This window comes from Enterococcus ratti, assembly GCF_001886195.1.
Taxonomy (GTDB): domain Bacteria; phylum Bacillota; class Bacilli; order Lactobacillales; family Enterococcaceae; genus Enterococcus_B; species Enterococcus_B ratti.
The window spans coordinates 1-12,349 of the sequence record NZ_JXLB01000008.1; the positions used below are offsets into that span (position 1 = coordinate 1).

The following is a 12,349-nucleotide window of genomic DNA, read 5'->3' on the forward strand; positions in this document are numbered from 1 at the left end:
GGCTTGAACGATTGTACCAAAAGTAGAAGTATACTGTAAATATTTATTATCAGTAAAACGGTTTTTTAATTCCATTTCTGTTTTACCGATATGGCGTTCAATGGTATGCCCTTTTCCTCCGTTGACAAAAAATTCATCCTAATATAAGTTAAGAGGCGTGTACCAATTTTACTCGTCTTTTTCTTGATTGGATCCTTTGATTTCATTGATTTTTCCATATAATTGCTGCATGCTAAGTACGATCCAAATGGCACCTAAGGCCTGTTTGACGAGGTCTTTTTTGTTTTTCGCCTCAATACCGGGTAAAGCGGTAGCGTATTATGATAATGAGAGGTTATTAAACAAAGTGACAGGAGCGGCAAACGATTGAGAGGTTGCGGCAACGGTTTTAAAGGAAGCGGCTGGATCAACGTGGAGGATGTTGCGGATAAAGCGGACGTTGATTCAGGCACGTCTTGGGTATAACTTGGTAAAGTAGAGATGACAAAAGACAAAAACAGCAATAATGTAGTAACCAAACAAATTCTTTTTTTCCTTTTTTATTTATTCAAGCAATTAACAACTACTGATCCTCCTTTCTTGTATCTTTTTACAAAAATATTATTTTATAAATAACAAATGGTGTATAGAGTATTTAAAAAATAAATATAAAAAAACATCCATTTTATTCTCACGTTTTTGTTATGTGTATTTTGGCTAACTTTGTTGGATTCTTTTATAGAAATAGTTTTTGATTATTTGTGAAGAGAATGGCTTATATTTTTGAATGGTTAACTCATAAGGAAGTGACAGTTAGTGATAAGTATAAGCTTGGTTGAAAGGTTATTTTTGTTAAAAATTAAAAAGGCTTTAACGCTAGTAGAAGGTTTAAAAAAGAGGCAGTTAGAAAAAGGAGCCCATCGGTTTAAACGATGGGCAGGAGTAAAAATGAAAAAGTGTTAGGGTTGTTCTTATACAAGAACTTTTGTTGGTTGGTATGTTTCTATCATAGGAGACTTTTGTGAATAATCTATGAATGAATTGCTATAAAGGAATAAAGTTTTTTATGATTTTTTTTAAATCGAGTCTTGCAATTTAGTATTCATAATGCTACTATTATAAAGTAATATTTATTGGGCCGTTAGCTCAGTTGGTAGAGCAGCTGACTCTTAATCAGCGGGTCGCGGGTTCGAGCCCCTCACGGCCCATTGGGTGCCAAACCCACAAGATAGGTAAGCGTTGGTGCGAAAGCATTTCGAAAACGTTTAGGCTATCTTTTTTTTGTTTAAAAAGAGTCTTTGCTACGAACAGCCAATTTTGTAGTTTGTCAAAACTAATTATTTTAAGAAAAATAATTGTAGGAAGCGAATATCCCTACGATCGTTCATGCTGTGTAATTTTACATATGTTTATATGTCTATAATTTTTTGATTTTATCAAAAAGCCGAGAGTATTTGCGAATTTAGTCGTGTAGAGGCATCAGCTTCGGTTGAGGTATAGTTTTATCAATCTCATTGACATATTATTAAAATATCTACTTAAATGGATATGCCCAAAACGTCTGTTAAAATTTTTAAGAAGTGTTTTTTGGATGTCGAAAATTCATTATGGACGTGGTTACGTCTATTCTATTCAGTTATCCACTTGTTAGTGTGTAAAATACAGACAGGATGTTTTGTTTGGTCAAATAGACAGGGCTGTTAAATAGCGCTTGAAGCAAATTGTTGATGATAATAATGTAAAAATTATTGAAGAGGTGATCCGTATGCTACAACTAAAGCCTTTAAACTACAAATAAATAGATTGAAAAAATTTTGCGTTACTTGGTGCTACATAGGAACATAAGTAAAAAGGAATAATATATACACTTGTCGCGCATTCTAGATTACAGAGTAGTTCTGTAGCAATCACGCTACTTTCTTCCAGAAAATTTAGACACAAAAGGCTAAGATTTCTCACTTGAAATCGTTCGATCATAAAGGAAGAAAACTAAAAAAGATAGAAAATTTAATTTTACGAGATATGGCTAAAATTGATCAAATTATCCAATATATATTTTGAACATCGTAAAACTTGTTTACGATGTTTTTTTATGCTCAATAAAACGAAAAAACGTGATACATTTTCCAACGATGCTTTCTTTTCCTAAAGTAAGAGGAAAAGAGACCTTTTCTGTTTTTAGTTTTTTGCGAATAAAGAGAGTTTATTTTACATTTTTTCAGGGAATTTTCTTGAACTACTTCTTATTGTCTTTTGCTTCACTCGTTGTTTTTTGACTTGATGACGATAGACTTAATGAATCGTTGAATTAGAGCCAATTAATGGAGTTATATTCACACTCTTTTGTTTAATGTATGCAATTAACCATTAAAAAATTTGCATAATTTTTGCAAAATATAAAAAAAATTGCAAGTAGCAAATAAAAAGGTTGCAACTTGCAATAATTGTAGTAAGATATTGGTAACGATTACAAAGGCGGTGGAAATATGACAGAAAATCGTAAAGAGCTAATTTTAACGCGATTAAAAGAACAAAAATCTGTTCGGATTCTTGATTTAAGTAAGCAGTTGAAAGTTTCTAGAGAGACGATTCGAAAAGATCTTATGGAGATGGAAGAAGAAGGACTGATAAAAAAAACATATGGTGGAGCTGTACTTGATGAGGCGAATACGGAAACAGATTACGAACGAAGACGTGCAGAAAATAAGACGCAAAAAGAAAGTATTGCTGCTCGTGCTTATCAGTTCATTGAACCGGGGGATACCATCTATTTAGACTATGGAACAAGCACGTTTGCTCTAGCGAAAAAATTAGTTGATTTTGAAGAATTGACTGTTGTTACGAATAGTATTCCAATCGTTAATTTATTAATTCATTCTCCGAAGATTCAACTTATTATTTTAGGTGGAAATGTTCGAAAAAATGAAGATTCATTATTCGGAACGTTTGGCTTGAATAACGCAAAGGAAATATTTGTAGACTTAGGTTTTTTTGGTTGTGCGGGAATTGATGTAAAATCAGGTGTGACAAACTATCATATGGGAGAAATTGAAATTTCTAAAGTGATGATTCATCATAGTAAAACAGCGATTTTATTAGCAGATAATACAAAATTTGGTAAATCGGCTCTCTATAAAACATCTAGTCTAGAAGACTTAGATATTGTCATTACGACGGATATTAAAGAATTAGAAATAGAAGAAGAGTTTTCAAAATATGATTTTGAAATTGTTAAGACAAAAGGGGATGAGCGAGCGGATGAATAAAGAATTTTTATTTGAGACGTCTTTTAAAACAAAAGAGGACTTATTTAAAGGTGCAACAAAATTTTTAGTACACTATCACTACGTATCAAAAGAGTTTGAAGAAGCGTTAAATAAAAGAGAGCAAGCATTTCCAACAGGATTGCCTACTGTCCCACCTGTAGCTATTCCGCATACCGATGGAACGTTTGTAAAAAATGAGACGATTCTTTGTATTGTCAATAAAAATGAAGTCGCTTTCAATGAGATGGGAGGAGAGGGCGTTGTTCGTCCCAAAGTATTCTTTATGTTAGTTTTTTCAGAAGGAACGACGCATTTGACTCAATTGCAAAAACTTATAACAAAAATACAAGGAGGTGAACTGGTCGAAAAATCGCTTCATACAAAAACTCTTGAAGAATTCAAGACTGTTGTCCACACGTATTTATAAAACTAGGAGAGGAGGAAGTGGAATGAAAAAACGAATTATTGTTGCATGCGGCGGTGCCATCGCTACATCTACTGTGGCTGCTAATTGTATCAAAGAGCTACTTTAAAGAACATAAACTTGCTTCTATCGTTTTTGAAACTGCTGGAAATCATGTCACACAAGTTCAAGCTGTGAAATATGCCAATCGTCGGGCTCAAGTAGTTTTTATCGGAACTTGTACCCAAGCCGTACAATTTGACGCAAAAGAGTTTGAACTAATTTTGCGGCGCGAATTAGAACTAACTGGTTCATGGATGTCGTATTCCGCTCCTTTTCCGGGATTTGAATGGTCTGCTGCGTTGCGCTATTTAGCCACTGGTGCGATTGACACCTCCTCATTAATTACGGGAATTTATTCTTTAAAGGATTTAGCCCTCCCTTTTGAAAGAATGCGGGGAAAAGATTCAAAAGAAGTAAAAGTACTATATGAAATTGGAGGAGAGTAAGTGAGTAGAATATATAAAGAGCGCTTACAAAAAATGTTAAACTGTAACGGAATTATTGCGGATCTAGCGATTGACCAGCGAGGCGCCATGAAGAAAATGATGGAAAAATATCAAGATAAAGCCACGATGGAAGATATAGTAGCATTTAAAAGATTGGTTTCTCAAGAACTAACACCCTATGCCTCTTCCATCTTACTAGACCCTGAATATGGATTGTCTGCCGCCAAACAGAAAGATCCAGAAAGTGGCTTGCTTTTAGCATACGAGAAAACAGGTTATGACGCAAGTATTCGAGGAAGACTACCGGATATTTTAACTGACTGGTCTGTTCACCGCTTAAAAGCAGCTGGAGCAGACGCATGTAAATTTCTACTTTATTACGATATTGATGAGAATTTAGAAATTAATAATCAAAAACAAGCATTAATTGAACGAATCGGTTCAGAATGCAAGGCAGAAGAAATACCGTTTTTTTTAGAATTAGTTTCATATGATTCAGCAGGCCGAACAACGGATAGTATAGATTATGCAAGAGTAAAACCACACAAGGTGAATGATACGATGAAAATTTTTTCTGAGAGGATATATCATGTAGATGTATTAAAGGTAGAAGTTCCCGTTAACATGAATTTTGTTGAAGGATATGCAAAAGGATCGATTGCTTATACAAAAAAAGAAGCAGCTAGACATTATATGGAGCAATCACAAGCAACCGATTTGCCATTTGTGTTTTTAAGTGCAGGCGTTTCTACAGCATTATTTTTTGATACTTTGCGATTTGCTAAAGATGCAGGCTCTTCTTTTAATGGGGTATTATGTGGTCGTGCGACTTGGGCAGAAGGTGTAAAAGTATTTATTCAAAAAGGAAAAGAAGCGACAATTAAGTGGCTGCGTACACAAGGTAAAAAAAATATCGAAGAGCTAAATGCTGTGTTAGCAGCAACAGCAACCCCAGTTATATGAAAGCTTTTTCTCGTACACAAGTTTAACCCTTTTTAATAGAAAAAATACTGAAACTAAAAAATTTTCATCATTTAAATAAAAAAGAGAGACGATAACTCTTATATCTTTCAGACTGTAGAGCGTGAAGTAAAAAATATTTTTACTTCACGCTCTACACACTTCTATCCCAGCCTTTTTTTAATATGTTTTTAGACCCAGTTTAGCTTTGGAAGTGAATGAAACAAAAAAACACCTGCTATGTGGGAGAATAGTAGAAAGTTCTACTGAAAAATCTCTTTTAATACGTGAAAATGTAGCTGCTCAGATCACGTGATGATAAAAAAAGAGATTTATAGGCGAATCAATCCAGTCGCTTTTCCCATATAAAATGTTTATATAAATATCCTACTGTATCCACTCCGACATATAGAAAAAAATTATCATCAATCCAAAGTTCATTTGCAAGAAGCAAGCGATCACCTATGCAGTTATAAAGAAGCAGGAATAATTGAACCTATGATGTTGGAATATGTCTCCATCTATGATTAAATATTTCACCTAAAATAAGCGCTTTGAGGGAGATATCTAAAAGGCATGGTCGTCGACAAACAAATTTGAAATATAATTTTGGCCGCCTTCAATTTTGGGTAGAGAGATACTAAGAGAAATTTAGGAAATTGTAAACATAGTCTTCTTTTTTTGCCAAATTTAACAAGCAGCGATCGATTTCACGATTTGTGGTTTTTTTAAAAGTTGTATTTCATTTTATAATAAAATTTATTATAATGAAATTAACTAGTTAAAGAAACCAGATTGAATGTTTTCAATAACTTTTTCTAAGAGTTCAAGAAAACAAAAAAGGAGATCAACTCATGGAAAATATGCGTCAGCAATTAATAGAATGGGGAAAAGAATTAGTAGATTTTCATTTGCCTCAGTGGGATGAACTGCCTGATTTAGACCTCTATATGGATCAAGTAAAGACACTAGTTGATCGTTACCTTTCACCTGTTATTCAAGGAGAAAAGCACCCGCTACTTACTTCATCAATGGTAAATAATTATGTGAAATTAGGATTGATACCAGCTCCAATAAAAAAAAGATACAACAAAGAACATGTGGCATTTTTAATTGCCATTACGACGTTAAAACAAGTTTTAACCATTCCGGAGATAAAAGAAGGAATTTTATTTCAAGGAAAAACAATCGGTATTCGTGAAGCGTACAACTTATTTTGTCACGAACAAGAAAAAGCGATTAAAATGGTTAGTCAGTTGGCTCAAGGAGAAATGTTTTCTCCTATACTTGATCAAAAGACACCCGTGGAATATATTGCGGTCAGAGCAGCAACTTTATCATTTGCGATGAAATTATTGACGGAAAAAACAATTAGCCTAGAAACAAAGTATTTAAATAAGGAGAAAAAAAATGAAAAATAAAGTAGCAATTTTAGTAGATTCGGGTACAGACGTTCCCCAAGAGCTAATTGAAAAACATCACATGTATGTTATTCCATTAAAAATTATTTACAAAGATAAAATATATACTGATAAAGTTGATATTACACCAGAAGAGATTTACCAACGACTGCCTCAAGAAATTCCGGGAACTTCTTTGCCCGATGGAGAATCAATCACTAAAATTTTTGAACAAATCAAACAAGACGGCTACGATAAAGTTTTAGCAATTACCATCTCAAGCGGGCTAAGCGGCACGTACAATATTGTTCGCTTGATTGCGCAGCAACAAAAAGAATTGAAAGCGCATGTATTAGATACAAAAAATATTGGCATCGGCGCTGGATTTTCAGCAATCCAAGCGGCCAAATGGCTAGAAGAAGGAATGGAGTGGGAAACGCTAATTGAAAAACTTAGTGAATTAATCAAACAAACAAAAGTCTTCTTTAATGTTGCTACTCTTGAATACTTGAAAAAAGGGGGGCGCATCGGTTTAGTTGCCTCGCTATTAGGAAATGCGCTAAAGCTAAATCCGATTATTTCTTGTAATGAAGAAGGTGTTTATTATACAGTAGGAAAAGCCAGAGGACGTAAAAAAAGTTTGGATCGAACGGTTTCTTACGTAAAGGAAAGAATAGGAACAGCAAAAAACTTTCATTTAGCTATAGCTCATGGAGATGCAAAAGAAGAAGCCGTAGCCATAGCGGCAAAACTAAAAGAAGAGTTTCCACAAGCACGCCAAATTTATTTTGGACAAATTTCCCCAGCGTTAGTCGTTCATACGGGCCCCGGTTTATTGGGGATAGGAGTGCAAGTGTTAGAAACAGAATAAATAAAACAAATTCAATTGTTTGTTCTGTTGTTTATCAAAAAATCAGAAATTTTCTAAAGAAAAAACGACTATTCATTAAATTATAATACGGATTTTTTATTGGAAAGAAAACAACATACTTTTCTATCTTTTTTACAAAGGTGAAACATCTCAAGAAATACGGTATAATAAAAGAGCATGACAATAATAAAAAAGAGGTGGCTCTTTATGAAAAAGATTTTAGTTGTCGATGATGAAAAGCCGATTTCGGATATCGTCAAATTTAATTTAGCTAAGGAAGGCTACGATGTTTATACTGCTTATGACGGGGAAGAAGCCTTAGAAAAAGTAACTGAGGTGGAGCCCGATTTGATTTTATTAGATTTAATGTTGCCAAAAATGGATGGGCTGGAAGTAGCTCGTGAAGTACGCAAAACTTACGACATGCCGATCATTATGGTTACTGCAAAAGATTCTGAAATTGATAAAGTATTGGGTCTTGAATTAGGCGCAGATGATTATGTAACAAAGCCTTTTTCTAATCGTGAATTAGTGGCCCGCGTAAAAGCCAACCTTCGCCGTGGTGCTACAGCTGCAAAAGAAGTAGAAGAAGCAACGCCTTCTGAACTGGTGATCGGTGATCTTACGATTCATCCTGATGCCTACATGGTCACTAAACGAGGAAAAACGATTGAACTTACACATCGTGAATTTGAATTGCTTTTTTATTTGGCTAAACATATTGGTCAAGTGATGACGCGGGAACATTTGCTTCAAACGGTGTGGGGCTATGATTATTTTGGTGACGTACGAACTGTTGATGTAACGGTTAGACGTTTACGTGAAAAAATTGAAGACAATCCAAGTCATCCTAATTATTTAGTTACTCGCCGGGGTGTTGGCTACTATTTACGTAACCAAGAACAGGAGTAATAGATGAAAAAGAAAGTTCGCTTTTTTCGATCAGTCAATTTTAAAATTGCGATTACGTTTATTTTAATTTTATTGATCTCTATTGAAATTATTGGTGCTTATTTTATAAGAGGTTTAGAGCGCTCAACGATCAATACGTTTATCAAAGATATGAATCAGACAGTTGAATCGTTAGCAACAACAATTAGTCCAGAACTCAATCGTAAAGATAATGCAGATATCGAGGAAGCAAATGCCAACATTAAGCGATTTATTGAAAATAGTGCGTCCAGTGACATTATTGAGATTCGAGTAGTTGATGAAAAAGGAATTATACGAGGCACAACGGATGTGAGCGATCAAAGTTCTGTTGGAAAGAAAAATGATTATGTCGACATCAATGATTTTACAACAAAACGCTACGTAGCATTAGATAGTGACGATAAGCGAGTGAATATCAATATTCAACCTATCCTGTCCCCGACCGGCGATGCCGTCATCGGGGCTCTTTACGTCAAGAGTAATATTGAGCAAAAATATTCAGAAATTAATAATACAGCCTTCATTTTTTTCACAGCCTCTTTAATTGCTGCGCTTATCTCAATGGTTGTATCAGTTTTGGTGGCGCGATCAATCACTCAACCGATTGGTGAAATGCGCGAGCAGGCAATTCGGATTGCGCGTGGGGATTACAGTCGTAAAGTTAAAGTTCATGGACAGGATGAATTGGGACAGCTGGCCGATACATTCAATCAGCTAGCAGAAAGAATTGAAGAGGCACAAGATACAATGGAAGCCGAAAGAAATCGATTAGATAGCGTTCTTTCTCATATGACAGATGGTGTCATTGCAACTGATCGAAGAGGAAAAGTGATTACGATCAACGACATGGCAATTTCTTTATTGGATGTCAAACATGAAGAAGCTATTGGGCAATCTATTTTAACATTATTAGATATTGAAGAAGAGTATACTTTACGAAAACTTTTAGAAAATCCAAATGAAATAGTGCTGGATCGTTCAACCGGAGTAACAGAAAGCGATCAAATGATTTTACGGGTAGATTTTTCAATGATTCGTAGAGAATCAGGATTTATCAGTGGATTAGTAGCAGTGCTTCATGATGTTACAGAACAAGAAAAAACTGAAAGAGAACGACGAGAATTTGTATCAAATGTTTCTCATGAACTTCGTACACCGCTAACGAGTATGCGCAGTTACATTGAAGCATTAAGTGAAGGCGCTTGGAAGGATAAAGACGTGGCGCCTAATTTTTTGAAAGTAACATTAGATGAAACAGACCGAATGATTCGAATGATTAATGACCTTTTAAATCTTTCACGAATGGATACAGGAAATACTCAACTGCAATTAGAATATGTTAATTTTAATGAATTAGTTGATTTTGTTCTTGACCGATTTGATATGATGGTTGGAAATCAGGAAAAAAATTATACAATCAAACGTGAATTTACTCAAAGAGACCTTTGGGTGGAAATTGATACGGATAAAGTGATTCAAGTAATTGACAATATTATGAATAATGCCATCAAATATTCTCCTGATGGTGGCACAATTACTTGTCATTTGTTGGAGACGCACAACAATGTAATTTTAAGCATTACCGACCAAGGATTAGGTATACCAAAGAAGGATTTGAACCGAGTATTTGAACGTTTCTATCGAGTAGATAAAGCGCGCGCAAGAGCACAAGGTGGTACAGGATTAGGACTTGCCATCTCTAGGGAAGTAGTGAAAGCACACCGTGGGGCAATTTGGGCGGAAAGTAAGGAAGGGCAAGGCTCGACTTTCTACATCTCCTTGCCATATGAACCTTATGAGGAGGAATGGTGGGAATGAAAATTTCTGAAAAAATTATTCGAATTGGGTTAATTCTAATGGTTGCTCTAAGTATCTATTTCTCCTATGCCATTTGGTTAAGTCCAGCGGGGAAAACTTTTATCAGTTTTGGTGAATCAAGTCCACAAATGCTTGACTCGCACAATGACCGAAAAGCTTCGGAAGTATTTTTACCTTTGCATGTAACTTGGTTACATGCCGGTTCGATTAAAGAAACAAATAGTGAAAATCTTGTTTCTCGCTTGCAAACGGTCATCGAAAGTGCCCGATTTGGGAAAATCTCAGAAATCGTCGAGGGCGACAAAGAAAAATTCAATAAAGTAAAAAAGATTGAGGAAGGAATTGAGCTGACTTATAATGCGCCTCTTCTTCTTAGTGAATATCAAAGTGCCTTTCATCTAAACTTAGATTTTTCAGATCTTCCGAATCAAAAGGATTCTCTTTATTTTACTCGCATCCAGTTTGATGAAAAAAATAACAAAGTACGTTTTATTAATTATTTTGATTACTCGATTTATGAAGCGAGTCTTTTAATGGATTGGACGACTTTAGAAGATGAACTAAGTGTGACGGATGCAGTATGGATTGAAATGAAGCAAGCTTCTTCACTTATAGAAACTCAATATGATACAAAAAACAAGATTAAATTAAAAAAGTATAGTTACATCTTGTCTCAACAACCTTATACATTATTTAGAAATGCTTTTTTTCAAAAACCAGATGAAGTCAAAACTAATAATGAAAGTAATGAATTGTTTTTTTATGGTGGAAACGAAACAATGACTATTCATTCAGAAACACAAATCGTTGACTTTCGTGGAGAGCTTCTTCAAGAAAACGAGGCACCTAATATTTTTGCTCAAAGTTTTCCATATATTAGCAAATTAGGTAGTTCGTTAGGAAATATGCGTTATTTTGATCAAGAAAGAAATCAGATTGATTATCGAATTTTTGTAGAAGGATTTCCAGTTTTTGGTGCAGATAGCAAAGGAAAAGTGGAAATTGAAGTAGGTGTTGATCAAATTGATTCGCAAATAAAAATACAAACAAGCCTAAATACGATTCAAGTGCCGATTCCCTCAGACGAAGAGGTAGAATTGCCAAGTACGGAAATGGTCGTTCAACGTCTTGTAGATAAAGGTGCAGACAAAGGAAAATTAGCATCTCTCATTGTGGGTTATACATGGCAGAATATTAAAGAAACCAATCGGGTAGTTAATTTGCTGCCAGAATGGTATGTGAAGTATCAAAGTAAATGGTATTCTGTTAATGATTTATTGAAGCATCTACCTGAAAAGGAGGCGAATTAAATGGATTTCAAAAAAATTGAATGGATTTTTTTTGTTGCTTTTTTGGGATTGAATGTTTTTTTATTCAGTAGCTATCAAGAATCCGTTAATCAAGGAAATAATGTAATTCGTTCCGATCAAACAGAATCTATTCAGCAGCGTCTTGCCAGTGATGATATCTCATATACAGGTAAGATTTCCTCTGAAAGTCGTCAAGGGTATTATTTAAGTGCGGAAGAAACAACTTTTGGTAAAATACTTGCGAAAGAACGTCGTAATTTAGACCAAAAGACAATGCTCACGAGCGGTGTTGTCGTAAATGATAGCGTCTTGACAAAAACTTTATCTGAAACAGAAGCAAAAGATAGTATTTTTTATTCTAATAAAATAGGAGATTCAGTCAATAATTTTTTAAATAAAAAGGGAAATGTTCTTTTTGGCAATGATTATATGTATATGAAAAATTTTTCTAATTTGGATAGTTCCTCACTAGAAATTCAAGCAAGTCAAAAATACAATGGACTTCCTTTTTACGATGATACGGCTAAGATCGTTTTTTCATTGAAAATGCAAGAAAAAGAATACGTAGTGACGAAATATACACAAACCCATTTATCAGGAATCGAACAACTGCGTGAAAAAATGGAATTGCACACAGAAGAAGATGCCATTAAAACATTGTATGTGAATAACAAAATTTCTCGAGGTTCTAAAATTCTTTGGCGACAGCTAGCATATTCTTGTATTTTGAAAGTACGTGAAAAAAATGTATATGTTCCAGTATGGTATGTTGCGATAGAAACCCCAGACAAAACGATTCAAGTGGAATCCGTCAATGCATTTAGTAACACGATTATAACAAATAATACGATTCCAAAGGTGGAAGATCATTAAAAAAGTAGGTATAATGAAAAAAGTTTA

Annotated in this window: 11 protein-coding genes, 1 tRNA gene and 1 pseudogene; 12 read left to right on the top strand and 1 reads right to left on the bottom strand. The window is 34.5% G+C overall.

Annotation, left to right across the window (positions count from 1 at the left end):
* On the bottom strand, positions 1 to 102 hold a 102-nt coding region (locus RV14_RS13025; protein ID WP_167359842.1), incomplete at its 3' end, for a hypothetical protein.
* A 1,012-nt stretch (positions 103 to 1,114) separates the two neighbouring features.
* On the opposite strand from RV14_RS13025, the gene RV14_RS04920 reads away from it, so the two are divergent.
* The 12 genes and pseudogenes from RV14_RS04920 (at position 1,115) to RV14_RS04975 (ending at position 12,322) form a co-directional block, all read left to right on the top strand.
* Positions 1,115 to 1,187: transfer RNA gene (locus RV14_RS04920), tRNA-Lys, on the top strand.
* Between the two features lie 699 nt (positions 1,188 to 1,886).
* Positions 1,887 to 2,040: pseudogene (locus tag RV14_RS04925) on the top strand (type II toxin-antitoxin system PemK/MazF family toxin); the annotation flags it as partial.
* Positions 2,041 to 2,465: 425 nt separating this feature from the next.
* Positions 2,466 to 3,245: a DeoR/GlpR family DNA-binding transcription regulator gene (locus RV14_RS04930; protein WP_071855190.1), complete on the top strand. Its 780-nt coding sequence runs from the start codon at positions 2,466 to 2,468 to the stop codon at positions 3,243 to 3,245.
* On the top strand, positions 3,238 to 3,672 hold the full coding sequence (locus tag RV14_RS04935) for a PTS sugar transporter subunit IIA (protein WP_071855191.1): 435 nt from the start codon (positions 3,238 to 3,240) through the stop codon (positions 3,670 to 3,672). Before RV14_RS04930 ends, RV14_RS04935 begins: the two co-directional genes overlap by 8 nt.
* Positions 3,673 to 3,710: 38 nt before the next feature.
* Positions 3,711 to 4,157 carry an MDR/zinc-dependent alcohol dehydrogenase-like family protein gene (locus RV14_RS04940; protein WP_174544636.1) on the top strand — a complete coding sequence of 149 codons (447 nt, stop codon included), beginning with the start codon at positions 3,711 to 3,713 and terminating at the stop codon, positions 4,155 to 4,157.
* Positions 4,158 to 5,120, top strand: coding sequence for a tagatose-bisphosphate aldolase (lacD, locus tag RV14_RS04945; RefSeq protein WP_071855192.1), 963 nt, complete (start codon positions 4,158 to 4,160; stop codon positions 5,118 to 5,120).
* 851 nt (positions 5,121 to 5,971) lie between these two features.
* Positions 5,972 to 6,538, top strand: coding sequence for a DUF1836 domain-containing protein (locus RV14_RS04950; RefSeq protein ID WP_071855193.1), 567 nt, complete (start codon positions 5,972 to 5,974; stop codon positions 6,536 to 6,538).
* A complete protein-coding gene (locus RV14_RS04955) occupies positions 6,528 to 7,388 on the top strand; it encodes a DegV family protein (RefSeq protein ID WP_071855194.1) in 861 nt (286 codons plus the stop codon). The genes RV14_RS04950 and RV14_RS04955 overlap by 11 nt, the downstream gene beginning before the upstream one ends.
* 207 nt (positions 7,389 to 7,595) lie before the next feature.
* Positions 7,596 to 8,300: a response regulator YycF gene (yycF, locus tag RV14_RS04960; RefSeq protein ID WP_071855195.1), complete on the top strand. Its 705-nt coding sequence runs from the start codon at positions 7,596 to 7,598 to the stop codon at positions 8,298 to 8,300.
* A gap of 3 nt (positions 8,301 to 8,303) precedes the next feature.
* Positions 8,304 to 10,139, top strand: coding sequence for a cell wall metabolism sensor histidine kinase WalK (gene walK / locus RV14_RS04965; RefSeq protein WP_071855196.1), 1,836 nt, complete (start codon positions 8,304 to 8,306; stop codon positions 10,137 to 10,139).
* Entirely contained in the window at positions 10,136 to 11,449 is a 1,314-nt protein-coding gene (locus RV14_RS04970; RefSeq protein ID WP_071855197.1) for a YycH family regulatory protein, read from the top strand. The genes walK and RV14_RS04970 overlap by 4 nt, the downstream gene beginning before the upstream one ends.
* On the top strand, positions 11,450 to 12,322 hold the full coding sequence (locus RV14_RS04975) for a two-component system regulatory protein YycI (RefSeq protein ID WP_071855198.1): 873 nt from the start codon (positions 11,450 to 11,452) through the stop codon (positions 12,320 to 12,322).
* Positions 12,323 to 12,349 lie beyond the last annotated feature (27 nt).

Excerpts from the sequence above, each read along its gene's own strand:
- RV14_RS04975 (WP_071855198.1), top strand. The coding sequence starts at position 11,450 with ATGGATTTCAAAAAAATTGAATGGATTTTTTTTGTTGCTTTTTTGGGA.
- RV14_RS04970 (WP_071855197.1), top strand. The coding sequence starts at position 10,136 with ATGAAAATTTCTGAAAAAATTATTCGAATTGGGTTAATTCTAATGGTT.
- RV14_RS04935 (WP_071855191.1), top strand. The coding sequence starts at position 3,238 with ATGAATAAAGAATTTTTATTTGAGACGTCTTTTAAAACAAAAGAGGAC.
- RV14_RS04930 (WP_071855190.1), top strand. The coding sequence starts at position 2,466 with ATGACAGAAAATCGTAAAGAGCTAATTTTAACGCGATTAAAAGAACAA.
- walK (WP_071855196.1), top strand. The coding sequence starts at position 8,304 with ATGAAAAAGAAAGTTCGCTTTTTTCGATCAGTCAATTTTAAAATTGCG.
- yycF (WP_071855195.1), top strand. The coding sequence starts at position 7,596 with ATGAAAAAGATTTTAGTTGTCGATGATGAAAAGCCGATTTCGGATATC.
- RV14_RS04955 (WP_071855194.1), top strand. The coding sequence starts at position 6,528 with ATGAAAAATAAAGTAGCAATTTTAGTAGATTCGGGTACAGACGTTCCC.
- RV14_RS04950 (WP_071855193.1), top strand. The coding sequence starts at position 5,972 with ATGGAAAATATGCGTCAGCAATTAATAGAATGGGGAAAAGAATTAGTA.